Source organism: Lysinibacillus sp. 1 U-2021 (genome assembly GCF_029916965.1).
Taxonomy (GTDB): Bacteria; Bacillota; Bacilli; order Bacillales_A; family Planococcaceae; genus Lysinibacillus; species Lysinibacillus capsici.
The window spans coordinates 3,693,568-3,719,895 of sequence record NZ_CP123966.1; the positions used below are offsets into that span (position 1 = coordinate 3,693,568).

Below are 26,328 nucleotides of genomic sequence, written 5' to 3' on the forward strand. Positions count from 1 at the left end.
AATGGCAAGTGATATTTTAAAAGCGTTACAAGAACAAGGAAATCATGCGGTAGGTAATTTATCAAGTCTAAAAGTAAAAACAGTAGCAAATGGTGCAATTGTTGAAGGAGCAGATATTGATAATTTTACGTTGGGCGAATTAGGCTTCAACGCAGAAGGAGAACGTACAGTAAAACAATTATCTGCAAATGATAAGAAAGCTGTATTAGTAGCTTCTCCTGAGACACGTTATCTTGGAGAAGAAATCACTAAATTCTATAATGCAGTTGGCGAACGTGTTCGTTGTGTAATTTTAGAAGAAGGTTATACTCGATTTGAAACTTCTGCATTCACTAAAAATTCAGGACTTAGTGAAATTAAAAATGGACAAGTTGCTCACTTTGATGTAACTACTAAAAAGTTTATTGTTTCTGAAGCAGCTTCTGCACATGCTGATTATGCTACTGCTTCAGCACAGTTCTTAGTTGTAAACAATGAAGAAGACATGCAATACACTCTTGGGAAACCAATGATTCGCTTTGAAGTAATTAAGGCTTAATATTTTTAAAAATACATATTTGACATTAAAGGAGATTAAAATAATGGCACTAGACAATACAAAATTAAAAGGTTTATTTAGTCGTGTATATAATAACAAAATGGAAGAAACTGATTCAAATGATATTAAAACATATATCACAAAGGTATTTGGTGATGGTGGTGCAAATCCAGACCCAACAATGTTACATCAATTTAATCAATTAGTTGTTGAGACAGCAGATCAAATCGCTAAACCAATGGTATCTGATTTACTATCGCTATTTGCAAATACTCAAAATCGTCAACGTGGTGACTTAGTTGAATTACGAATCCCACAAAAGAATAAAGCTAAAGTAGTATGGTCTGCAACCGGTTCAGGAGTAGACTTAGTGCGTGTAGAAGGACGCAAATCAATCATTGCAGTACCTGCTCACCTTTCTACTGGTTTTTATTATGAGCCTCTTGATTTAGTAAAAGAGTCTGAGGAATATTTCCGTAAATTAGTAAATGAAGTAGCTAATGCAAAGGTTAAATTATTCCTTGACAAGATTAATGAGTTAACTGCATCTGCCATCACTTCTGGTAAAATTCCAGCAGCAAACGTAGTTACTGGTACTAATTTAACTTTAGCGCAATATAATAAGGCAGCATCTGTACTTCAACGATATGGTGGTCGCCCTGTATTTGTTGCAGATTCATTACTTATTGATCATTTCGCTTTCCAGCAAGCTAGTGATTCTACTGTAAAAGAATTACTTACTGAAGGTGTTAAAGAAGAGTTACTTACTTCTCTTAACCCTACTACTATTCAACGTACAACTGCTGTAAACCTTGTAAATCCTTTCACTGACGAAACTAACTCTAAAGTTGAATTACCAGTAAATAAAGGTTACATGTTCGCAGGTAGTGTTACTCAAAAACCGTTTTCTATCGTAGAATACGGTGGTCTACGTCAAATGACTGAACAGGATATTGAAGATGAGCGAATTAAAGTTAAAATTACTCAAGATGTAGCAATTAACCTTGTATACGGTGAAGCAATCGCTGTAATTGAAGATGATAGCATTACTTTAAATTAATACATAAACACTTAAGGTGACTGCTTAATTTGTAGTCACCTTTTATTTTAAGGACTATAGGAGGAAGAAATAAAAATGAATGAGACTGTTAAATTAGCACGTTATCGCAATACATCATATTTTGTTAAGTACACAGGAAATGGACAAGAAAGACAATACACATGGAGTGGGAGTAAAAATGGTCGTCCAGACATCAAAGCTGTTCCTCGTGAAGTAGTTGATTGGTTGACTATGAACACTTCATGTTTCGACAAAGGACAATTAGTAATTCAAGAAGATGATGTGATTGTAAATGAAATAAAAGACACTATTACTGAAGTAGATACTTATGAAAACAACACTAACACAAAAGAAGATATCGAGAAATTATTAGGTGGCAATATTAACAAACTTAAAGCCGAACTAAAGAAAATTACAGTTGATTCTGAAAAACAATTTGTAATTGATGTCGCTTCTGATATGAAAGATGACTTAACAAAAGGTAAATTAGACGCTCTAGCTGAATGGATGGGAGTTAGCGCTGATATTCTATTTGATTAAGAGGTGGTATAAATGAATACCACTTTTGATGATGTGTGGAAATGTTTCTTGAATAACTGTAAAGTATCCGACATTGATTTACCTAATACGAATGAGAAAATTCATGAAGTAATTAAAAATGCAACTATGTATTTTAATAACAGGATGAGAACATCTATTCAGTGTGATACAAGCATTGAAACTTTTAGTGAAGAATTATCAGAAGATTCCCTTTTAATTCTAGCTAATTTTATCAGATTAACATTCTTGGTAAATCAGCGTACATATTTTGAGTCATTATGGCAACCATTCGCTTCAGATGTTGGATTAAGAAATTTTGGCACTCAAATAAACTCTTTAAAAGCATCTGTTCAAGAACAAGAAAAGAAGCTTGATATTCTAATTATTAATACAATGGAGGACTTTCTATGAGTGATATTAAAGTGAAATCCTCTTATATCAATAATGAATTTGAAGATGAAAGTATTTATTCTTATTGCTCTAAATTGAGTAAAAGAAACAATGCAATACTCTACTTACTTGAATTATACCTGAATAAAAAGTTACTTAGCGACAATGAATTAGCTGAAATAAGAAATGTCGTTTTGACAGTTAGTGCAGATATAGCAAGACTACCTTCCCTACTCTATGTTGAGGAAGGTGACGAAAATGAAGGATTATAGTAATTATCACAATACTAATACAGGCGACAAAATTACTCATGATGCATTATTGCTACTTAATAAATCCTTAGATAGTTATGCATCGTATGAAGTAATGATTAACTATGAAAAACCAGCAAAGATATTGATGAATCAAAAATGGGATGCTGATGGTGAAGCAGTTAAAATTATTGGGAATATTGAAGATATCGAAAGAGGAAACTTAATTGAGCATAATGGTGAATATTGGTTAGTAGTAACTAAACCTGAAGATAATAGGATTTATCGAAAAGCTGAAGCAAGGTTATGTAGTACAGAATTTCCTGTAAAATATGCTGATCAAAAAGTAGAAATCGGTAAGGATGAATTAGGTAGACCAGTGTACGATATTATCGAAGGGGAAGTTAAGATGTTGCCGTGTGTTCCTAAGATGAATGATGCTTCTACTTCCATTGCTGATACTAATAATCCGATTAACCTTCTAGACAATCAAGTAATGATTACTATCCCCTACACCGAAGCTCCATCGATTAAGTACAATGAAAAGTTTAAACTGTTCAATGATACATATAGAATTATCCGTATTGATCCTTCAAAATCAATTAATAAAGTTGGCGTTCTTAGAATTACTGGAGAACGTGTTGAAAGTGTTGGTGATGATTAATGGATTTAAGAGGTGGTCTAAAAAAATTATTCATTACGTTATCTTCTCATGAAAATTTACTACGTTTACTTCATTACATACCTAAGAATTCATTAGATAATCCACTAGATACAAAGAAACCAGATATAAATTCGTTACCAAACAAGTATGATATTGTTGAAAAGGTGTTAATGCCATCTGATAAAAAATACGATTTAGATTTAAAGTCTGAGTTATGTAGGATTTGTTTCTATACAGGGACAAGGAAACCTCAAGATACATACAATCCTGCTGCACGTAGACAACAAGATAATGTGTTTGTTGCCGATCAAGTATACAATTTCGATGTGTATGTGCATGTAGATATTGATATTAAAGATTTCAGAATGACTTGGATATGTGATACGTTGAACGAATTATTAGATAAGAAACATATAACTGATATAGGTGATTTTAGACTAGCGTTCTCCTCTCCTATCAATAATACTCCAGATGGCTTCATTGGCTATAAAATGGCATATGTTACAAACTCAGTTCAGTGAGGTGAGTTTTCGTGAATATTGATTTAGACAACGTGTGGGGAGACCCAAAATATGTAAGTGGTGTATCGATTTATCCTGTCTTGATGAAAGATATTGTTGAGTTCTATGATGCGTCATCTTGTCTTTTAATTCCTAAGAACTCTATGAGTGATGCTAGACTTATTAAAATGACTTATCTTGCTTTTTTAATTGGAGTTAGTTTAAGTGAAGGTAATGAACATTTATATGAAAAGTTAATCAAACTTTTACAATTAGTAACCAGATGTGAAAAAATTAAAATTACAGTTAACGAAAAGGATAAATTTATTGTCAATATTAATGAAAAATATGAGATGCACGAAAGAGACTTTGATAAACTCCGTGAAATCATAAGTATGCAAAATTTAATAGAGACGAAGAATGATTCATTAGGTAGTGATTTTGACAAGGCGAAGGATAAAGCTAAAAGTGATTTGGCAAGACGTAATAGTAAAATGGCTGATTTGGAACAGCAAATTATAGCCTACAAGTGTGTGCAAAAAACTACTTATGAAGAAATAAAAAATATGACTATTTATCAATTTAGAAAAGAGATTGAAAGAATTGATTTAATTAAGTCTGCTGATGTATTACAAAGCGCACAATACTCTGGAATGGTTTCATTTAAAGAAGGTGCTACAGTACCGCATTGGCTTGATTATATTAAAGAAAGAAATTCAGATGATGATTTAATATTAAGTAAGGAACAGTTAGATCATATTTCTTCAAAGAATGGTTTAGTAAGTAATTAAATTAAAATATACATAAAAAGAAAAGAGGAAAATATTTTATGACAGAAAAATTATTCGCAGTTTCAGTAGCAGATGCATTGTTAATCGATCCACAAGCTGATACTTTAGTGGTGAAAGGAACAGCATTACTAAGTTCGACAATGGAGCAAGCTATGCAAGAAAGTGAAGTATTTGCAGGTCGTGGATCACAACTGCAATTTACTTATAATTATCAAAAGGTATTATCATTCCAAATTGAGGCTGCTGATTTCTCTCCTACCTATTTAGCTTTACAAACAGGTTCAAAAATTAAAAATGAGATGTCGAAATACTACACTGAAGAAACTATTACTTTTGATGCTTCAGGTAAAGGTACTTTATCAGACACACCGATCGGTGGAGTTTATGTTGAAATGGCTTCTAATCATAGCACAATCAATGCCAACAACAAAGAAATAACAGTTCCAGCCTTAGCGAACAAAACAGCTAAAGTTGTATATCAGTACAATGTATTAGTTGATAAATTAACTATTCCTGCTAATTCATTCCCAAAAGCTTATAAATTAGTGCTTACATCCGATATCTTCAACGCAGATGGTGATAAAGTATTTGAGCAACAAATTATCGCACCTCGATATAAATTAGACGGTGCTTTATCAATGAATCTAACACATGATAGTGTTTCTCAGTTTACATTAAACGGTAAAGCGTTAGCTGATAATGATAATAACTACGCATACATTACTTGGAAGGTAGTGGGTAATGCTAAAGTAGCTGTTTCAATGTTGGCTACAAGTCCTTCTGAAGTAACTCTTTCTGTAGGTGAATCAGAGAATGTAACTGTTTATGGTATTCGTGGTGGAGAGTACAGTAATATCGTAATGGATACATCTACTTTAACTTTCTCTTCAGATGATGACAGTGTAGCGACTTTTGTAAACGGTGCAATCACAGGAGTTGCTGTAGGAGAAACAAATGTCAAAGTAACAGATGGACTTAACGTTGATGTAATTGAAGTTGTAGTTGTATAAATACATAACATGAGTAGGGTTAATCCCCTACTCTTTTTTATTATTTGAGGAGAACAAGGAGGAGTTTTAACGTGGGACAATTAAAGTTATCTGAAGTAAAGAAACGTGTTAAAGAGTTAGAGAAAAAGGAAAAGTTTTATTTAGATAAAGAAAATGATGAGTATATCTACTACTACCCTAAATTTTCTGATACTAAGATTAATGAAATAATTGAAGAATTATATAAGACAATTATTTATTGTGAAGAAAATAAATTAGATAAACTGAACACAGATGAGGAAATTGCACGTTATTTACTATTTTTAATTATTAAACATTTTACATCCTTTAAATCAGAAGTTGATACTAAACCTTTCGATATTCATTATGCATCAATGGAAATGTTAGAAGAAGTAGGATTATACCGCATTTTCCTAAATCACATGTTTGATCCTGCTGAAGTAAATAAAGTACTGGATAGAAAAAATGAAATTGAAAAATTAGGCGAAACACTTACCGCTGAACTAGAAAAGAATTCTCTAAATGAGGAATTAGATAAATTACAAGTTGTGAACACGCTAGGTAAATAAGTATGGTCAAAATACAAGCAACAAGCTTAGACGACTTACAACGACAGCTTCTACGTGGAGATATCATTAATAAAGTATTCGGTGATAAGAAAATTGAATCCATATTAGCTAAAACAATGTCACAAGCTGTACATGATGTTGTATATAGAAAATACATACCACAAGAATATAAACGTAGAGGTAATGACGGTGGTTTATCTGACGTTCGTAATATGAAGATTACCAAAGTAGAAGTAAATAATGGAAAAGTTAGAGTTCTATTTGAAAACTTAACAATGGGACAATCACATTATACCCCTATATATGAACAACCTGTAGATAGTATGTACGGTCAGTTTATTACAGATACGATTGAGGATGGCGTTAGTGATAACTGGTATAGGCAAGGTAAGTGGTCACAGGCTAGACCATTTGTACAAGAAACCATAGCTAGAATTGAAGCTAACCCGACATATTTAATAAATGCGATTAAAGATTCTTATAGAAAATTAGGACTTGAAGTTAAGTAAAATTCAATCACTCTATGAAAGGAGAATGTTGGATTGAGTAAAAAAGAGTTAAGTATTGACAAGAATATGTTACGTGAAAGAGCTAGAAATCTACCAGAAGTGACGGATGAAATGTGGGGCAAGGTAAATAAAGAATATGTTGATTTAATTAATGAATACATAGCTTCGCAATCTCATTCTCCTCAAACTAAAAAACAATATAAGTCGATGTTACGTCAATTTGGATGGTTCATTTATAATTCATTAAACAATAAACCTATTTACAAAATTAAAAAGCGTGATGTCATTAGATTTTTAACGTATCTGCGAGAAGAAAGAAAAATGTCCCCTGCTGCAATTGGTACTCGTAAAGCAGCTATCTCTAGTCTATGTAATTATATTGAAAACGTAGTTATGGATGATTTCGATGACGATGAAGAGAATCCATACAAAAACTTTAGAAACTTCACTCGTGGATTACCGTCTATTCCAAAAAGTCCAGTTTATGAAAAAATTAAAATTACTAGAGAAGAATACTTAGATATGATGAAAGTGTTAGAAGATGATGAAAATTATTTAGGTATGGCTTGGTTGGCTACAGCATTCAATACTGGTGCTAGACGTAATGAAATCATTCAATTTAAAACTGAAATCTTGGACTACCCTATCGATGAAGGTATGACATATATAATGAGTCATAATGTGCGCCTGAAGGGTTCTGGAGAAGATGGAAAAATAGAACCTTATATGATTAATTTCGAAGCACTTAAATACATTCGTTTATGGATTGAAAAACGTGGCTATGATCATGAATATGTTTTCACAAAAAAATATGGTGATGAAATAAAAGTAGTAGAAGAAGGATGGGCTAATTACTTTTGTAAAAGCGTACTGTCTCATATCTTAAACAGACGTATTAATCCTCACCTATTCAAAGCTTCAGCAGTTACATACTTATTGGAACAAGGCGTACCACTTGAGCTAGTATCTAAATTTGTCGCTCATCATAATGATGTGTCTACAACAATTGCACATTATGATCTACGTGATCATGCAGAAGAAAAGAATAATATTTTCGGCAGTATGTCATAGATACCTGAACTACTCCCCTACTTTGACTTAGGGGATTACTTGAGTTATTTAATCAAATAAGAATATTATTTAAATAAATACATAATTAATACTTGATATTCATTTCTCCGCATGTTAGTATTTAGACATAGGGATAAATCAGTAATTGATTTCATCCTTTATAATAATAAATACATAAAATAACTAAAGGGAGAGATTTAATGACAAAAGAATTACAAGTAATTAATCATGAAGGACAGTTAGTAACAGATAGCCGAGATGTGGCAGAAATGGTTGGAAAACAACATGCTCACTTACTACGTGATATTAAAGGGTACTTAGAAGTTTTAGACCCCAATCCAAAATTGGATTCGGCTAATTTCTTTATTGAAAACACTTATAAGGATGGTAATAATCAAACTCGACCTTGTTTCCTTTTAACTAAGAAAGGTTGTGACATGGTAGCTAACAAGATGACTGGTGAAAAAGGTATCCTGTTTACTGCTACATATGTGACTAGGTTTGAAGAGATGGAAAATGTTTTGAAATCAAAGACTCATTCCCTACCTATGACTTACAAAGAGGCATTGCAAGCTTTACTAATTGAAGTTGAAAAGAATGAGTGTTTACAAATTGAGAATTCTACTTTCAAACAACAGATTGGTGAAATGAAACCTAAAGTATCTTATTACGATATTGTATTAAAATCACCTTCTGCACTATCCGTTACTGAAATTTCTAAAGATTATGGTATGAGTGCTAATAAATTTAATCGATTATTACACGATCTTGGTATTCAGTATAAACAAGGAAAGGTATGGTTCTTATATTCTAAGTATCATGACAAAGGATATACCAAAACTGAAACCTATACATACGATATAGATAAAACACGAGTAAGTACCAAGTGGACACAAAAAGGTAGACTATTCCTTTATGATATTTTAAAGCAAAATAATGTTTTACCAATGATTGAACAAGATATTCAATACATAGCTTAATGTCCAATATAAATACATAATAAAAGGTGAGAAATAAACACTCTCACCTTCCCTATTATTAATAAATATCAATGATTTCTACACCTACAATTTCATTAACTGACATACACGAATCAAATAAGTAGCAATCATCTTTGAAGGTGAAATTATCAATTATTATATTTGATGGAGTTACCAGTGAGTCGATACTGTCGATAAGGTTATTAGGTACATTATCAATTAATACACAGAAATCAAACTCTACGATACCTTTAGATATTACATTAAATTTAAAATAACTGGTGAATTTGTATGTACAATCTGGAAGACTATTCACAGACATGTTGAAGTTTTCTATGTTGTAATCTAGACAGTTATCTTCATCATAATTGTACTCTTGATAAATTGTTTCGAATGATATTAATTTACCATTTTCGTAAATAGGCTTACCTAGTAATTCAACTTGTGATGGGATGTCCCCTTTTGCAATTAGCTTGATTGATGTGATTAGTGTATTCATGTTCATTCTCCTCTTCTTAATTATGAGTTAGATTTTTTGTACGACTGTACGTATTTAAGTACAAATAAAATGTATCATGAACTGAAAAATTATGTCAATACATTTCTGTACGGAAATTCGTAAATAAGTTATAATCAAGTTAAGTACTTTTAGGATGGAGCGTTTAGTTACTATGAAAACTATAGAAGTTAAACTTAAACAACTAATGAAAGAGAACAATCTAACCCAAGAGCAATTATCTGAGATGACTGGTATTAGAAGGGCAACCATTAGTGAGATTAGTACAAATGGAAAAACTGCAATGAATAGAGTACATTTAGCTCGTATAGCAGAAGTATTAGAAATTAATGACATACGAGAACTTATAGACTTTAAAGAAGAATAATTTCATAACTATTCCCTATCTTATGTATATGTATCTTTTTATTACCTTGGAATAATTATGTATTTTAGTAAATCAGAACTACTTTTATAAGATTTAAATTGAATATAAACACCCTCATTTTTCATCAAATTAAATAATTTCGTATCAAAAATATAACATAATTACAGAAATACGTAAATATGTAATAAATTGAAATCGATTCCTCTTGTGCATATAATGATTTCTAGTAGATTTTTATATACATTAGAGGTGTAGAATATTGATAAAATTGACAATTGATAAGGCAGCTAGTTCTAAAGGAATTAGTTCTCAAAAAGAGTTGAGGGAATTGATCATAAAGAAAACTGGTGTAGAATTAAGAGCAGCTACAATTTCAGATTTATACAGAAACAATAAAAATCAAATTAACAGAGAACACCTTTTTGTTGTAATGGAAGCATTAGAAATTACAGATTTTAATGAAGTCCTTACAATAAAGAGGAGATAATTTCTAAAATCTTTCATTAATTACATAATCATGTTATTATATAGTAAATATGTATTTGGAGGAATGGTGGCGAAATCTTTAGATTTCCTTAACATTCTAAACCATTTACCTCGTATAGATGAGGAGTGTTTACTGTATGAGCAATAACAAAACATTAAACTGGCTTGTACCTTTTGTAGTTCTTATCTTGGGTGTACTTTTAATGGTTTTAGCATTTAATTTTATTAATCAATCTGTAGAAATTGGAACTACTTTAGGGATAATAGGATTAATTATAAGTGCAGTAGCGATAGGATTATTCTTTAGATTCAATGAAAATAATCCACAGTCAGTAAAAAAACTTAAAGATGAGATGAGATTTAAATACCAATTAGATGATCTATTAGTTTCTAATGATTTGAGTGGAGTTGTTGGGTTTTCAAAAGAAAGAAATACTCTGTACTTAATGACTAGAGCTGATATTTCAACAGGGATAGAAATTTTAGATAATTATTATTTGATTAACGCTTTTCCATTAGAAAGTATTAACAGTGTTAATATTATTGAAAATGATATCGTCATAGTAAACTCAACTAATAAAGCTTCAATAGGCAAATCAGTTAGTGGTGGATTCGGTAACGAAGGAATCCAAAACAAAAAAGTAATATTTAAAGTTCGAATCCAAGCCATAACAAAAGATGTTCTACATCCTTCTTCAGATGTCTTTTTATATAGTAGTAATATTGGACTTAAGCGTAATTCTAATGAACACTTGGAGTTATACAAATCAATAAATGAGTTTTTTGATAAGATGAAGATAGTTTTAAATAAACAAACGTCTTATTAAACACTTCCCACTTCGAAAGTGGGTTTAATTTTAAATAATATTATAATAAATACATAAATATATAAGGAGAATTGTATATGTCTAATAAAATAAATACGGTAGATACTTCATTTTTTGTACAAAGAGCTAAGAACGTTAATCGAAAAGAGGTTTATCATTTTGATGAAGAAAAAGGACACAGTATCACTTACTTCCCTATCTTCTCTAAATCTAAAAAGGATAAGCTAATAATAGAATTAATTGAAACTATTCAATACTGCAAAGACAATAATATTGATTATCTTAAAGATGATGCGGATATGGAACAATATCTGGGATATCTAATTATTAAGTACTTCACTTCCCTATACGATACTTTATCCAAATGGTCTGTAGAAGATAATATTGCATACTTGAAAGGGTTATATGATAGTGGAGATTTTGAGTTATTCTTTGATGATATTTTTACTTTCGAAGAAGTAACAAAAGTTTTTGATCAACTAAGAAAAACAAACGAAATCGCAAATGTCTATAAGAAAGAATTAGATAAGCAAAAACAATTAATTGAGTCTAATGTAAAGAATGATAAGTTAAAAGAAAAAGCGTTAAATCAATTATCTAATTAAAATGTGATATAGATTTAAAATAAATATAAATAAATACATAATAAATAGTTTGACATATAATTAATTTATGTTAAAATTTAACTATAGGGATAGAAAAGGAAGTAGCTAGCCTTCTCGACAAGTAAAGCATCCTAACTTTACTTCCCTATTTATTATAATTAGGAAAATTACTGTAGGAGGTAATTTAAATATGTGTAAAACTACATATGTAAATATTCAAACAGGTGAAGTTTTGGATATGGAGAAAGTGTCAACCTTGAAAGAAAACACAATGCTACGTCACTCCCCTCACCTATTCGAAGAATGGGACTTTGAGAAGAATGATGAGTTAGGTTTGGACAGTTATCAGATCACCAAAGGAAGCAGGAAAAAAGTTTGGTGGACATGTAAAAATGATAATAGTCATAAGTGGGAATCTGTAGTGTATAGTAGACATTCAGGAAAAGGATGTCCCTTTTGTAGTGGGAGACGTACCACAATCGTGAATAATTTATATAGTAAATATCCTAAAATCTGTTTAGAATGGGACTATGAAAAAAATTACAGATCACCAAATGAGTATGCCCCAAAAAGTCATACTTCTGTTTGGTGGAAATGTGAAAGATGTAACGACAGTTATCTTATGTCTATTAGTAATAAAACAAATGGTACAGGATGCCCTTATTGTAATGGAAAACAAGTAAACAAAATTAATTCTCTAGCATCACTGAATCCAGAATTATCAAATGAATGGCATCCAAAATTAAATACCGATTTAACTCCGGATGATATTACTTCAAATAGTGGAAAAAAAGTTTGGTGGCTTGGTAAATGTGGTCATGAGTGGGAGGCTGTGATTGGTAGCAGAAATAGAGGTAATGGTTGTCCATATTGTTCTGGAAAAAAAGTTCTTAAAGGATTTAATGACATGTGGACTACTAATCCTGAACTAGCTAGATTGTTAGCTGATCAAGAAGATGGATATAAATATACACAGTCTAGTAGTAAAAGAGTTGATTGGAAATGCCCTGACTGTGGATTTGTTACAAAAAATAAACAAATATATAAAATGCTTGCTAATATAAACACCTGCGAGGCATGTTCTGACGGGTTTAAATTCCCTGAAAAATTTATGCTAAATTTGCTATCACAGTTAAACATAAGTTTCGTGTGTCAAAAAATATTTTCTTGGGCAAATAATAAAAGATATGATTTTTATATTCCATCGCTGAATATGATTATTGAAGTGCATGGTTTACAACACTACAATGGTGGATTTGAAAGTCTCAATGGGCGCACTTTAAACGACGAAGAACTCAATGATAGATTCAAAGAACAATTAGCTAAAGAGAATGGCATAAAACACTATATAGTTATTGATTCTAGATACAGTGATTTTGAATATATTAAAGCTTCAATACTAAAATCAGATCTAGTTAGTTTTTTCAAGTTTGATGAACTTGATTGGATAAGTATTGCTAAGAATGCTCAAAATTCCAAGTTTATCGAGGTCTGTAATTTTTATAATTCTAATAAAAACAAATTAACTTACTTAGAAATGGGAGAAAAATTAAAAATAAGTAATTCAACACTTATAGATTATTTAAAGAAAGGTGTACACTTGGGGATTTGTGATTATAAAATCAGCAACAAAGAACATAAAAAGATAGCAAGTAAACATCGTAGAATTCCTATTATTCAACTAAATTTAGAATATAAAATAATAGCTCAGTGGGAGTCAATAGCAGATGCATCAAAAAGTCTAAACAAGAAAGAAAGCTCCTCAATAAGTGGATGTTGTAAGGGAAGAAATAAGACTGCTTATGGTTATCGCTGGATGTACCGAGATCAATACGAAAAGCAGTACGGTAAATTAGATGAATAATTTTCACCTACATCTCCCATACTCTAACTAATGGGTCAGTTTATAAAAATTGAATAAATTTATTGACTATCAGTTCGAATTGTAAGATAATGAGGGTACAAACAACTTGCTCACACGCTGTGTATGACTAAGTTGTACATACTACAATGAATTTGCTCGCACGTTGAGTGCGACTAAATTCAATATTTATTAGGAGCGTTAGTAACTAACTCACACGTTGTGTATGACTTAGAACTTATGCTCTTAAAATTTTTTAGTCATATTTTAAAATCTTTTGAATATACTTATTAATAAGTCGTACGTTGTGTACGACACAAAAGAGGGTTCGCACGTTGTGTACGTCCCCTCTTTTTTTATTTGTGTTCACTAAATATAATTTTACTTTGAAGAAATTGAGTGTAGAACTGAATAATTTCAGATTGATGTCTCTTTCTTGGTGGATGACCATATTTCTGTCTGAAGTATACAGATGTAATGAAATTAACTAAGTCAGCTAATTGAATTAAATTACAATTAGGATCGTGAGATTCTTTAATTTGTAAGTCAGGATAAACCCTCTTATTTGAAGGGTTTTTTAATGCGCTATAAAAATTACTAATTTCACTCGGTTTGCCATCGTCGCATATGACAAATGAAAAGTCATCATTTTGACTTAATTCTGTGTTTATTAAGGTGACTAATTCAGAATACCCGTCCACATGCATTTTATTGTGATCATTAATACCAGTAGTAGATTGATATGTTTGTTTATCAGTTATAGAAGCAACTATCTTTATCTCACTATCTTGTAATAAGGTAAGTAAATCTTCAACTACTTTAAATCTATCATTATTTTCAAGGCTGTAATAAAAATCTTCTCCGTCTATGAAGGCTTTACCATGAATCTCAAAATTCTTAAAAAACGGTAAATCCTTAATATTTTTAGAAGGAATACCTTGAACTTTTAATTTGATATCTCTCTTCAAATTATCAGAAATTTTTTGTACTTCATTATGAAGATGTATTTGTCTATGAATAGGCACTAAAATGCCTGCATAGCAAAGTATTGGTTGATTCCTCAGATCATTAAAGCCATTATTTCCTGATTCATCTGTATAAAACCCGTATAGTCCCAAAGTTGAGTCCCCTCTCTTTCCATAGTGTGATTATTGGTTTGTTTTTTTAAATTAAAATACAGTGAAATTACTCATAGTAAGTAAAGACATTTTTCCTATCAATTCATTGTATTCTACTATAATTGGAATATAAAGACTATATTTCAACTTTAGTTAATAGTATTATATCTTTCTTCAATTAAGTATATGCATTAATTACGAAAAGTATAACTTTTTAAACTTTATTATCAAAATATGTCGATATAAAACTTAGATTTTTTAAATTATATTTCGTTTACATTCTTCATTTAAGTTGAGTCTATTCCTTACAGAGATTAAATATTACAACTTATATCAAAATTATATCAACGACTTATGTTTCCAATTTACTTATAATTAAGTAGATTGGAGGTGTTGTAATGTCAGATGATAATCAATTAGATTTATTCGATTTAGATAATTTAGACAAGGAAGTTTATACTATTGGAAGAATAACTAATGAGATAACTGACTTATTAGGACTTACTGTAAACAAAAAAGAAATTCTAATGTGGAAAGATAGATTTACATATATTGAAAAACATAAAAATGATTTTGATAGCGAAGAACAATACATAGATCACGTTAAAGCAATACCAGATGTCCTTCGAGATCCAGAATACGTAGGAATACATCCGAATGGTAACAGTATTGAGTTTATAAAAAAGATAGATAAGAATTTAATGATCGCAGTCAGAATTAATAATAAAGGAAATCTGGTATTTAGAACATCTTATCCAATTAAAGATTCCAAACTTAACAACTATATTTCATCTGGCAGAGTTAAAAAAGTAAAGTAAATTTAATAAAGTTATTTACGTGTAAGAATAGTTATGTTATACTAAGCATAAGATATAAGTGGTAAGTTATTTAAGGGCGGAACAGGCAGCCGCCACACCAATAATTTATATTGGTCTTACAAGAGATGCAGATTGCCACCTGCTAAATAACTTACCTTTCGTTAAACACCCTTCAAATTAATGTAGGGTGTTTTATCTTTTTTATGCATATAATAGATGTACATATAGATTAAGACTGTTGTCTTGATAATACTATTTGTCAAAAATAGAGGATCAGTTGATTCTCTACTCAGAAGACTTCACATTAATTTGTGGAGTCTTACTTTATTTCAACACTAAATTAATAAATACATAAAAAATAAAAAGAAGAAGTTGAGTGATTTTATTTCGCTTACCTTCTTCTTTTTATTTTATAAATTTTAAGGAGGATGTGAATGGCTACTAAAAATCCTATAGAATTATTGATTGCTTTGGGTGTTAATAACAGTACATCTCAACAAAATGTCAATCAATACATACAATCATTAAAGAAATATTACGACAGAAATCCACTACTCGTATCTCTTGGTATTAATAAAGGTAATTTAGAAAAAGAGTTAAATGAAGTCTCTAAGCTAATTAGTAAAAAATTAAATGAGTCAAGTGTTAATATCGATTCAAACAATGCTTCCAAAGCCATGAAGGACTTAGAGAGTCAAATAAATAAAGTAATCTCTAAGTTAACTGAGCTAGATAAAAAAATGAAGTCGGTTGGTTCTGTAACAAATACTTCTAATATTTTAAGTAATTTGTCAACTGCTCCAATTACCAATTCTATATCACAATTACAAGCGTTTAATACTGTTTCAGGTCAAACAGCAAACAACTTGAATAATTTACAAAGAACTGTAGGTAACGCTTCTCAAGGATTATCAAATATTAGTAGTAACGCTAACCAAGCAGCTAGATCAACAAATTCGCTTGGCTCTGCTTTCAGTCAGGCATTCACCAAATTTCCAATTTGGATGATCGCCTCTAGTGCCTTTTTCTTGCCAATTAGAGGTATTCAAGACTTAACTGAGCGAGTAATAGAATTAGATTCGGCTCTTATTTCGTTACAAAGGGTTGCAGATGCTCCACTCTATCAGTTTAATGAGACAATTGAGAAATCTTTGGTAAATGTAAGAGATTTGTCAGGTTTGACTTCAGAGTACTTAGAAATTTTGAATGAGTTCGCACGTATGGACAACACTCTAACTGAAGCTATGGACTTAGCAAATACTGCTCAAATATTTACCAATATTTCAGATTTAAATGCAAAGGAATCGGTAGATGCATTAACTGCTGCTACTCTTGCGTTTAATATTGCAAAAGAAGATTCAATTCGTATTGCAGATACTTTAAACGAAGTAGATAACAACTATAGCATTACGACTAAAGACCTAGCTTTATCGCTAAATTAACGGCATTCGTAGAAGTGATTCTACGTCTAAACTTCCCTAAACGGGGAAACTCCTAACAAGTAAAGTTGAGGACAATCCCGTGCTAAATCGAAATTTATAATTTCGTAAATGCCTAACGACTATCCAGAAATGGAGTACATTATTAGCCAATGATAATGGAAACGGGAAGGCTCTCACTGAGAGTTTGATATAGTCTGCTCTATATGGAAACATATAGCAGTTCATAAGAGAACGGTATGAGTTTTGCGAGCTTATACGAACATAAAGGAAATAAAGCAGCTCAGTCTAGTAAGACATATGGTGTCAACTTAGAACAATTAGTCGGTTATACTACGGCAATTGGCGCAGCGACTCGCGAGTAAACTCCTTGCTCCTTCATATAGCAATATATGTCGAATAACTTTGTGAACCCTATTGTTCAGGGGTGTCTACTATAAAGTAGGCTAACGGGGAAACCTCAGCACGTAATGGTGGTGGCAATCCCGTGCCAAGCTTAGAAGGAAACTTCTTTGAAGGTGTAACGACTAGTAAGTCCTATTATAAAGGCATAGGTACGATGATGAACTACGTACTGAAGCGCAAAGTATCCTTAATGGATAATGATATAGTCTATGTCATATGAAAATATGGATTAACATGCAGGAAATATTATTGGTAATAGTTTAAAAACGATTTTTTCACGTATAGGCACACTTAGTAAAGCTCAAGATGCATTAGCAGAAGTTGGAGTTTCGGTAAGAGACTCATCTGGTGAAATGAGAGATGTTTCAGAAATAATTGATGAGTTAGGTAATAAGTGGCAAAATCTAAGTAAAGAACAACAGCAAAATACGTTAATCAATGTAGCTGGAACATATCAACAAAATAGATTATCAGCTTTAATGAATAACTACTCAATGGCGATTGACAGTACAACTACTGCGTTAAATTCTCAAGGTTCAGCAATGCGTGAGCAAGAAAAATATAACCAATCATTAGAAGGTCGATTACATCGTCTTGATACAGCGTGGACAAGTTTTAGTAAGACTGCTGGAGATACAATTATCTACGATTCAATTGTTGTTATAACTAAAGCGATGGAAACAATGACTGACTCTGGTAATGGAGTAGTTTCAACTATTGGATTATTACCACCTGTAATTACAGTAGCTACAGTTGCGGTATATGCATTTAGTGGTAGTTTCAGAGCATTGGTAGCTTCTACATATGCTTCAACGTCTGCTACAGTAGCTGCTACTGGTGCAACAGGATTATATGCAGGAGCATTGACAGGTTTACGTACTGCTGCTACTTTAGCAGGTGTCGCTATAAGAGGATTGGCTATTGCTTCAGGAATTGGTATTGTTTTTGCAGTAGCAGGTGTTGCTATTGAGAAGTTGACAAATATAATATCAGAGAACATTCAAAAGCAAGAAGAACTTGATTTATATTTAGAAAAGAATACGACTGCACTATCAAACAACAAAGAAGAAGTAGAAAAACTAATCACTCAATATAATTCTTTATCTGATGCTAAGGCAAACGACAGTTCTTGGGATTCAACTAAAGAAGAAGAGTATTTAAAAGTACAACAAAAACTTGGTGAAATATTCCCTGCTTTAATCGCAAATGTTGACTCTACTGGTCAAACGCACTTAAAGAATAAAGATGCTATTGAACAAGAAATAAAAGCAACAGAAAAATTAATTGATGCTCAAAATAAAGTAACAGTAAACACTGCAATTGAAGAATTTGAAAAACTCAATGATGAAATTAACGGTTCATGGTATGATTCATTATCTAATTTCATTTATGGTAGTTTAGAATCTAGAATAAAACAACAAAAACAAATAATTGAGTCAATGCAAAAAAATGGTGTTGATACTTCTGTTCAAGAACTTGAGTTACTACAACTAGAACAACTATATCAACAAGCTAGTGAAAAAATTAAAGCAAAAATATTTGAAGTCGCAGATGCTCAATCTTCCTTAGAAATTGATTCCAATGTTTCTGAGTCCTTACAAAATTTTGTATCTTCGTTAGATTTTTCTGGTTTTGATAATGCTCAATTAAAAGGTTTTGCAGATGAATTTGGCAGAATTCAAGAAAACATACAAAAAGCAATTAATACTAATGACGCAGATTTGTATGCAGATAGCATTAAGAGTTTGAATGATTTAGCTTCGGCTAGTAAAGGATTTGACAAAGAATTAAATTCATTCACATTGACTTATGAAGAATTTACAAATGCAATCGAAAAAGGACAAATTAAAATTGTTGATGGCGAAGTTGTAATTGAAGATATGGCTAATTCAATGGACAATGCTGCAAATTCGGTTTCAGAATTAGCATCAAAAATGCAGGACTTCAAAGATGTTACTGAATCTTTAGCTGGCGTATCACAAGCATTTGTTGAAGATTTAGATAATTTACTTTTCCGTTATCAAGGACTAACTGATCAATTAGCAGGATATACGGAACAACAGCTTCAAGATATTCTTGCTAAAGAAAATTTAAATGCTGAAGAAAAACGTGTAAAAGATACATTAGAAGAACGTTTAACTATAATGAATGAATTAGCTAGTGTGTATCCAGATTTACTTGGTAAGGATGGAAAAGCAATTGCTTTAACTTCTGAGAAAATAGAAGCTATTAAAGCTGAAAACAAGGCGAATAAAGTTCTTCTTGAAGGTTATAAAAATGCTCGTGACGGTAAATTAACTGCCGAACAACAAATGACACTTGCTCAAGCTAGTGCTACTAAGGCACGAATTGACAACATCAAAAAGGAACTTCAGGCATTAAATATTCTTCAAACTAAAATGCAAGAAGTCTACAATGAGCAAGTTAAGAAAATGAAGGATGAAGATCCTAATAGCTATACTGCTGGTTATGGAGCTTATCGTTCTGGTACTATTTTAGGTCAAACTCAATCTAAAATTAGTGACTATACATCTGAATTAGATAATTTACAGTCATCATTAAACTCTAATATTGGTACTATCGACTCTTTCAATTCTGCAATAGAAAATTCAGGTAAAGCTACTAAGGATAGCACTAATTCTCAAAAAGATAAAAACTCTACAACAAAAGATTCAATATACATAACTGATAAATATAAACAATCACTCGAAGCGTTAACACTAGAAATTGAGAAACAGCAAAAGTTACAAGCTAAGTATCCTGAACATTCTAAAGAGTATCGTAAGCATCTTGAAGCGCAAATTAAACTTGAAAAAGATAAATTAGCTTTACAAGAGAAGCAAGCTAAAGCGTTACAGTCCCAAATTGCATCAGGTAAAATTCAGCAAACTGGTTCGATATCAACTAACTCCTCCCCTACTACTAATCAAAATTTAAGTGGTTGGAATGGTACAATTTCAAGTGGTTATGGTAATAGAAAGTTAAATGGTAAAAATGAATTCCATCGTGGCATTGATATCGCTATGGCTAAAGGTACTAGATTAGATGCTAATATTAGTGGTAAAGTTGTAGCTAGTGGTGACGCTAAAAAGAATGGTATGCATGGTTCATACGGTAATGTAGTAGTTATTCAAGATACTAATGGTATGAAGCATATCTACGCTCATTTAGATAAAGCTATAGCTAAACTTGGCGACACTATTACAGCAGGTATGCAAATCGGTACAATTGGCTCAACTGGTAATTCTACAGGTAATCACTTACATTACGAGATAAATAAAAATGGTAATCCTATTGACCCATCTAATTACTTAAATGATGCTAGAAATGGCAGAGTATCAGCCTCCTACTCATCTTCAAGTAGTCAACAAGCTGTTGTTTGGAATTACTTTAAAAATAAAGGCTTAAACGATAAAGCAATTGCTGGAATCATGGGTAATATTCAACAAGAATCAGGCTTTAATTCTAGTGCTGTAAATAAATCTAGTGGTGCTTCAGGTATCTTCCAATGGTTAGGTGGACGTAAGAATGGTTTACAAGAGTACGCTAAATCATTAGGCAAATCTTGGACTGATTTACAAGTACAATTGGATTATGCATGGAAAGAGTTACAAGGTTCAGAAAAGAAATCATTAGCTTCCCTACAGCGAAATGACTTATCAGCTTCCCAACATGCATCTGAATTTGATAGACTATTTGAACGTTCTGGTGGTTCAGCAGTTGGAAAACGTCAAGATTATGCTAACCAATACTTCAATCAATTTCAAGGTACTAATGGTGGTACTGGAATTGGTATTGACACATCTCAACAAGCTATCGACCAAGCTAAATCAGATTTATTAGGATTACAAAAGGACGCACTTAGCACTCAAGATATAATCTCAAACTTAAATGAAGAATTAGTTAAGTCTAATCTTGCCTATTATAATCATTTAAGTGAAGGTGTAGACCGTTCAATTAGGAAGTCTAATATTCTTGCTGACCAACAACTTGAACATTCTCAAGCTTACCGTAATGAATTAGAAAAGGAAACAAAGCATCTAAAGTATAAGCAAGACTTATTACATAAAGAAGCTAATTTCATTCGTGAGCAATTAGAACGCACTGACCTCTCCCCTGCTTTCAAAGACGAACTAACAACTCAATTGAGTGAATTATCTCTATCATGGTGGGATGTTAAGGAAAGTATTGAAAGTGTTGACATTTCAAAACTTGAGTCGCTGTCAGAGTATTATGAAGAGTTACGTAAAGCATCTCAAAATAAAATCGACTTAACTAATGCCGTATTGAATGAAAATGATGTAGTTAATTATGCAGTTGCACTATCTGAAATTATCGACTATCTAGAAGAAATTCAAATCATTAATGAAGAAGAGTTAATTGACTTAGAAAAAGAAATTAAATCTGGGAATCATTCAGCATCAGTTTTAAAAGATTTAAAAGAAAAGTATCAAGATTTGAAGTTAAAGATTCAGGAGACTAATAATGAAATTCGTGACACTTTCTATCAAGCTTCTGAAGCTAAATTTAAAATTGATGATAAAGCTATAGGTGAAACTCAAGATAAAATCGATTTTCTCAATTATAAGTTAGGTTTAATTGATGATAAAGATGTAAAGTTAAAAGTTGATATATACACTAATGTACAGTCTGAAATAGAGGATTCTATTGCAAAAATTGACAAAGGTATCGCTAATGTAATCATTGACCGAAACACTGCTATTGCAAAAGGTTATGACACTAAGCTTTATGATGATAAGATTGAAGGTTACATCGAGCAACGTAGAGGTCAAGTAAGTCAAATTCAATCAATTTACAATCAAATCCAGACCTATGTATCTGACGCAGCTAATAAAATTAAAGAAGCAGAATCTAATGCATACAGTGAAGCATCAAAAAACATTGATAAAGTAATTAAAGAGTCTGAAAAACGCATTGAAGAATTTTCTGATGTTATTAATACTCTAAATAAAAAATTAGAGATACTTAGTGAATCAGATTTTGATGGTAAAATTGGCATAATTTCTGACCAGTTAATGAAGAGTAGAGAAATGTCGAATGCTATTGTTTCTGAGTACAATAAGCTTGCATCTACCCCTGTTTACAACGATGAACAAAAAGCTCAAGTCGAATCGAAATTAAAAGATTTAAAATCTAGATTGATGGAAAGTAATTCTGCAATCATTGAGTACACAAAATCACTTGAGGAAACAAATTTTAATAAGTTAATAAGTGGAGCTAACAAATCTCAAAAAGAAATCAGCAGATTATCTAGTCAACTACAAGCTAATTTGGATTTGTTAGATGGCGGTAAGTTAAGTGGTACAGATTTAGATTTCAACTTCTCACTTCCTGAAGGAAATGTTTTAGATTTATCTAAGTTAATTGAAAACCCTGTCGAACAATTGAAGTCAGTAGAATTATCTATTCAAGATATCCGTTCATCTTCTTATGGTGGACAGATTACTGAAGCAGAAAAATTCTATGAAGAGATGAAAAGTAAATCAGAACAATTCCATACGGTTCTTCTAGATGCAATTGAAAAGTTTGAAAAAGAAGTTAAACTTCTTATGGAAATGTCTTCTAAATCCAAAGAAAAAGAAAAGGATAATGAAAACAACAAACTTTTAGAATCAACTAAGAATATGACCAAGAAGGAAATTGCGGAGCTAAAAAATCATTATGCTAACATGAAGGCAGAAATGATATCTGCGATGGGTGATTTTGGTTCTGAATACAGTGGTATTTGGGATGATATAATAGCAAGTCTTGATGAAAAAATCTCTATTTTAGAATCAAAAGTTACTAAATCAAGTAATCTATTGGATAAAATTAGAGATAAAGAACCTATCAAAAAACTTAATCAAGGTATCAGTAAAGCATCAAATGTACCTACCTATGCAAAAGGAACGAACGGTGGTCATACTGGTGGACATGCGATTATAAGCGAAGAAGGTCGAGAACTCCTTGTTTACCCTAATAACAGTATTGCCCTATCAGGAAATAAGGGTGCTGAATTAGTTGATTTACCTAAAGGTACACATGTTATTCCAAATAAACAAACTGAGCAATTCTTAGAGGATATCCCTGCATATGCTAATGGTACTAATGGATTTAATTTTGAGTTGTTGTCAAAGGAAAGCTTATTTGGTACTGAGGAATACTTTAGTAGCTTCTCTGACTACATGGCAGCTTTGAAACATAATACTAAAGCCTTAAATGAATTAAATACAGATGAAAAATCTAAGTTTGATGAAATTGCTCAATTGTTAGAGTTGTACAGTAATCCAAATTACAAAAATGATAGTATTAAAGAAGCAATTTATAGCAATTTAACAACTCTTTATCGCCCACTATTGAATGCAATTAATAAAAATGCTGAAAACACTGATATACAAGATGTATTAGATTCTGCATTCAATCAACAAAACGATAGAATAGACAGTTCTACTAAGGAATTGTGGTCAAAGATTACTTCTGGAGCAGATTTCAGCGTAGGCACTTCGATGGCTTGGAGTAAAGACTTAGTTAAGAATTTTAAAACGGTTGAAGATTTTGTTTATAAATACATAAAGGAATTACCTTTAGAGGAAATCAATAGTCTCATTGACTCTGCCCTAAACTTAAATCAAAAATTCGAGGGATATTGGACAGACGATGAGGTAAGTAAATTAAATAATTTACGAGATATTGCACCATTATTATCGTTGGACAATTTCACGCAATGGAATAATGCTAACTCTGCTTCTATAAATAAAGATTTTAAGCATTCTGGAATTGAATCTGATGAAACTGGTGCATTAAAGTATGTAGACAAGCTTATAGGAAACAATTTAATTAAAGGTAATTATCTAACTAAAGACGATGTTAAGAGTCTATTTACAAACCTTCCACAATTTGAATTTACTTTAGATGACGCAGGTAAAGTGTTTAATTTAGGAATGTCTGAGCATGGTAGAGAAATGAAAGCTAAAGCAGATAACGATCAGGCATTATCTGAATTAGGAAAACTTAAAGATAAATTTGTAAACTCTAGTAGTTTAAATAAATTATCTGAAGAATATAACAAGCAAAGACAGCCAAAAGTAGATCAGATTAAAGAACTTCAAAAGTCATTAGATAACGCTAAATCAAATAATAATCAATCAGAATTTGAAAGATTGACAAAAGAAATTGTAAGGCTTCAAGATGAACTCAATAAAGATGACGCTGCCTTCTTGTATAGTAGTAATATAAAATTATCAAAAGAATCTATTGAAATTGCTAATGAGACAATTAAAGCTTTAGAAGATGTATTAAACAATCCGAATTTAACCTTAACAGAAAGTACTATTGCAAAATATAAGGAAGAAATACAAAATCAAAAAAATAACATCACCAATGCTATCCAACAACAAAAGGATTTAATATCTCAATGGATGGAATCCCAACAGAAGATTTGGGATAAGAATAACGCTAATTTCCTTGATCAAATTGATGACTTACAATTTGCTTTGGATATGTTGAATGATGCTGATATTACTGAACGAATTCAAATTAATAATGAAATATTAAAACAACAAAAGTCATATACTCAAGAGCTTGTAAATCAGAAAAGACATTTACAGAACTTGTTACAGGAACAAGAAGTAGGTAGTTATGAATGGAATATCATTAATAGTAAAGTTAAAGAGTACAATGAGTTAATTGAAGATGCATATATTCAACAGAAGAATCTAAACAAAGAGTTACTTTCTGATCAATTTACAAGTCAATTAAATGAAATTGAAAAGCAAATTTTCGATGGTAAAACTGAAGAAGAAGCTAAGAAAAAACTTGAGGATAAATACAAAGCACAAGATTTGTATTTAGAAGGTTTAGAAAAAGAACTTGAAGTTGAAAAGTTAATTGAGTTTGCTCATAAAAATGATATCAAATTAAGTCAAGAAGAACTTAATCTTTTAAACAGTTCTGATAAAATTGATAAGAAGAAATTAGAACGACTTCAAAAACAATTAGAAATCAGACAACTGGAACAAAAATTAGCTAATCTTCAACTTGAAAAGAATATCCAACAACTAAGAAAAAATGAAGATGGTACTTGGGAATATCAGTATGTTGTAGATCAAGATGCTATTGATGAGGTTAATGAGCAATTACGTGATAAGCAGTTAGAATTAATTGAATTTGAGAAAGAAGAAGCTAGAAATGCTGAAAGAGATGAGCTTGAAGCAAAAAGTAATTACTTTAATCAGCTAAAACAAATAACTGATAAAGCATTATCTGGAGAAATCTCAAGTTACGATCAGTTTTCTGAGGAATTATCTAATTTAAACTCTAATTTCTTAACTACGATTAAATTTGATAATCACGAAGCTTGGAATAGTATTTTCACAAATATGTCTACTAATATAGACTATATGAAAAATAATTTCAGAAGCTATGTAGATGAATTGAAAATCTTAGCGGAAGAAGCTCAAAATGCTCTAAAGCAGCTTATGGCTAGTAAAGAAGTAATTAAAGAACAGGAAAAGCCAAATAGCTCAAATAAAAAAGTTTATACGACAGATGAATTCAAAGCTCTTGATAAATCCACAAAAAAAGATGCACTCAAAGATCCTAATGCTTATATTTCTTATAATGGTAAAGAGATGAGCTTGAAAGATGTTGCGTCTTTGTCACAAAAAGAATTGGAAGATAAGTATGGATTTGCCACAGGAGGTTATACAGGAGAATTTGGGGCACAAGGTAAATTAGCTTTCCTACACGAAAAAGAAATAGTCTTAAATAAAGAAGATACTAAAAATCTCCTTAAAGCTATTGATTTAAACAGAAACTTTGCAAATTTCTTTAATCCTGTTAATTTTAAAAATATGGTAAATCCCATTCAACAATCTACTTCACAGGTATTCAAAATTGAATCTTTATCTTTCCCAAACGTGACAAATAGCAATCAGATACAAGATGCAATAAAAAATTTACCTAAAATAGCTACTATGAGAATTAATAAATGAGGCGTAGGGTACTCCCCTA

The 26,328-nt window shown here is 31.3% G+C and carries 25 protein-coding genes; 23 read left to right on the top strand and 2 right to left on the bottom strand.

Annotated elements, in window-relative coordinates; all coding sequences use genetic code 11:
- Position 1 precedes the first annotated feature (1 nt).
- The 13 genes from QH639_RS19440 (at position 2) to QH639_RS19500 (ending at position 8,873) form a co-directional block, all read left to right on the top strand.
- Positions 2 to 538: a hypothetical protein gene (locus QH639_RS19440; protein WP_281115057.1), complete on the top strand. Its 537-nt coding sequence runs from the start codon at positions 2 to 4 to the stop codon at positions 536 to 538.
- A gap of 43 nt (positions 539 to 581) precedes the next feature.
- A complete protein-coding gene (locus QH639_RS19445; RefSeq protein ID WP_281115058.1) occupies positions 582 to 1,598 on the top strand; it encodes a hypothetical protein in 1,017 nt (338 codons plus the stop codon).
- 75 nt (positions 1,599 to 1,673) lie between these two features.
- A complete protein-coding gene (locus QH639_RS19450) occupies positions 1,674 to 2,138 on the top strand; it encodes a hypothetical protein (RefSeq protein WP_281115059.1) in 465 nt (154 codons plus the stop codon).
- 12 nt (positions 2,139 to 2,150) lie between these two features.
- Positions 2,151 to 2,549, top strand: a complete 399-nt coding sequence (locus tag QH639_RS19455; RefSeq protein ID WP_281115060.1) for a hypothetical protein — start codon at positions 2,151 to 2,153, stop codon at positions 2,547 to 2,549.
- Positions 2,546 to 2,800 carry a hypothetical protein gene (locus QH639_RS19460; protein WP_281115061.1) on the top strand — a complete coding sequence of 85 codons (255 nt, stop codon included), beginning with the start codon at positions 2,546 to 2,548 and terminating at the stop codon, positions 2,798 to 2,800. Before QH639_RS19455 ends, QH639_RS19460 begins: the two co-directional genes overlap by 4 nt.
- Positions 2,787 to 3,443 carry a hypothetical protein gene (locus QH639_RS19465; protein WP_281115062.1) on the top strand — a complete coding sequence of 219 codons (657 nt, stop codon included), beginning with the start codon at positions 2,787 to 2,789 and terminating at the stop codon, positions 3,441 to 3,443. Before QH639_RS19460 ends, QH639_RS19465 begins: the two co-directional genes overlap by 14 nt.
- Entirely contained in the window at positions 3,443 to 3,964 is a 522-nt protein-coding gene (locus QH639_RS19470) for a hypothetical protein (protein WP_281115063.1), read from the top strand. The genes QH639_RS19465 and QH639_RS19470 overlap by 1 nt, the downstream gene beginning before the upstream one ends.
- A gap of 11 nt (positions 3,965 to 3,975) precedes the next feature.
- A complete protein-coding gene (locus tag QH639_RS19475) occupies positions 3,976 to 4,734 on the top strand; it encodes a hypothetical protein (protein ID WP_281115064.1) in 759 nt (252 codons plus the stop codon).
- A gap of 38 nt (positions 4,735 to 4,772) precedes the next feature.
- Entirely contained in the window at positions 4,773 to 5,744 is a 972-nt protein-coding gene (locus QH639_RS19480) for an Ig-like domain-containing protein (RefSeq protein ID WP_281115065.1), read from the top strand.
- A 71-nt stretch (positions 5,745 to 5,815) separates the two neighbouring features.
- The gene (locus QH639_RS19485) at positions 5,816 to 6,313 is read left to right on the top strand and encodes a hypothetical protein (RefSeq protein ID WP_281115066.1); all 498 of its coding nucleotides are present in this window, start codon (positions 5,816 to 5,818) and stop codon (positions 6,311 to 6,313) included.
- 2 nt (positions 6,314 to 6,315) lie between these two features.
- Complete coding sequence (locus QH639_RS19490) at positions 6,316 to 6,822, top strand: hypothetical protein (RefSeq protein WP_281115067.1); 507 nt, start codon at positions 6,316 to 6,318, stop codon at positions 6,820 to 6,822.
- Positions 6,823 to 6,888: 66 nt separating this feature from the next.
- Entirely contained in the window at positions 6,889 to 7,893 is a 1,005-nt protein-coding gene (locus tag QH639_RS19495) for a tyrosine-type recombinase/integrase (RefSeq protein ID WP_281116215.1), read from the top strand.
- Positions 7,894 to 8,093: 200 nt separating this feature from the next.
- Positions 8,094 to 8,873 carry a phage regulatory protein/antirepressor Ant gene (locus tag QH639_RS19500; RefSeq protein ID WP_281115068.1) on the top strand — a complete coding sequence of 260 codons (780 nt, stop codon included), beginning with the start codon at positions 8,094 to 8,096 and terminating at the stop codon, positions 8,871 to 8,873.
- 58 nt (positions 8,874 to 8,931) lie between these two features.
- On the opposite strand, the gene QH639_RS19505 is transcribed toward QH639_RS19500, so the two are convergent.
- On the bottom strand, positions 8,932 to 9,372 hold the full coding sequence (locus QH639_RS19505) for a hypothetical protein (protein ID WP_281115069.1): 441 nt from the start codon (positions 9,370 to 9,372) through the stop codon (positions 8,932 to 8,934).
- Positions 9,373 to 9,544: 172 nt separating this feature from the next.
- Between QH639_RS19505 and QH639_RS19510 the strand changes: the two genes are divergently transcribed.
- The 5 genes from QH639_RS19510 to QH639_RS19530 all read left to right on the top strand — a co-directional run bounded on the left by QH639_RS19510 (position 9,545) and on the right by QH639_RS19530 (position 13,539).
- Positions 9,545 to 9,757 (top strand): helix-turn-helix domain-containing protein, encoded by a 213-nt coding sequence (locus tag QH639_RS19510; protein WP_281115070.1) that lies wholly within the window; start codon positions 9,545 to 9,547, stop codon positions 9,755 to 9,757.
- Between the two features lie 259 nt (positions 9,758 to 10,016).
- Positions 10,017 to 10,244, top strand: coding sequence for a helix-turn-helix domain-containing protein (locus QH639_RS19515; protein ID WP_281115071.1), 228 nt, complete (start codon positions 10,017 to 10,019; stop codon positions 10,242 to 10,244).
- 136 nt (positions 10,245 to 10,380) lie between these two features.
- The gene (locus QH639_RS19520; RefSeq protein ID WP_281115072.1) at positions 10,381 to 11,070 is read left to right on the top strand and encodes a hypothetical protein; all 690 of its coding nucleotides are present in this window, start codon (positions 10,381 to 10,383) and stop codon (positions 11,068 to 11,070) included.
- A 77-nt stretch (positions 11,071 to 11,147) separates the two neighbouring features.
- Positions 11,148 to 11,675, top strand: a complete 528-nt coding sequence (locus QH639_RS19525; RefSeq protein ID WP_281115073.1) for a hypothetical protein — start codon at positions 11,148 to 11,150, stop codon at positions 11,673 to 11,675.
- A gap of 190 nt (positions 11,676 to 11,865) precedes the next feature.
- Positions 11,866 to 13,539 carry a zinc-ribbon domain-containing protein gene (locus tag QH639_RS19530; protein WP_281115074.1) on the top strand — a complete coding sequence of 558 codons (1,674 nt, stop codon included), beginning with the start codon at positions 11,866 to 11,868 and terminating at the stop codon, positions 13,537 to 13,539.
- A gap of 353 nt (positions 13,540 to 13,892) precedes the next feature.
- On the opposite strand, the gene QH639_RS19535 is transcribed toward QH639_RS19530, so the two are convergent.
- Entirely contained in the window at positions 13,893 to 14,654 is a 762-nt protein-coding gene (locus tag QH639_RS19535) for a DUF3800 domain-containing protein (RefSeq protein WP_281115075.1), read from the bottom strand.
- A gap of 398 nt (positions 14,655 to 15,052) precedes the next feature.
- Between QH639_RS19535 and QH639_RS19540 the strand changes: the two genes are divergently transcribed.
- The 5 genes from QH639_RS19540 (at position 15,053) to QH639_RS19560 (ending at position 26,309) form a co-directional block, all read left to right on the top strand.
- Positions 15,053 to 15,472, top strand: a complete 420-nt coding sequence (locus tag QH639_RS19540; RefSeq protein WP_281115076.1) for a PBECR3 domain-containing polyvalent protein — start codon at positions 15,053 to 15,055, stop codon at positions 15,470 to 15,472.
- Positions 15,473 to 15,906: 434 nt separating this feature from the next.
- Positions 15,907 to 16,914 (top strand): phage tail tape measure protein, encoded by a 1,008-nt coding sequence (locus QH639_RS19545; protein WP_281115077.1) that lies wholly within the window; start codon positions 15,907 to 15,909, stop codon positions 16,912 to 16,914.
- A 236-nt stretch (positions 16,915 to 17,150) separates the two neighbouring features.
- Positions 17,151 to 17,276 (top strand): hypothetical protein, encoded by a 126-nt coding sequence (locus QH639_RS19550; protein WP_281115078.1) that lies wholly within the window; start codon positions 17,151 to 17,153, stop codon positions 17,274 to 17,276.
- Between the two features lie 122 nt (positions 17,277 to 17,398).
- On the top strand, positions 17,399 to 17,536 hold the full coding sequence (locus QH639_RS19555; RefSeq protein ID WP_281115079.1) for a hypothetical protein: 138 nt from the start codon (positions 17,399 to 17,401) through the stop codon (positions 17,534 to 17,536).
- 28 nt (positions 17,537 to 17,564) lie between these two features.
- Complete coding sequence (locus tag QH639_RS19560; RefSeq protein ID WP_281116216.1) at positions 17,565 to 26,309, top strand: phage tail tape measure protein; 8,745 nt, start codon at positions 17,565 to 17,567, stop codon at positions 26,307 to 26,309.
- Positions 26,310 to 26,328: the final 19 nt, after the last annotated feature.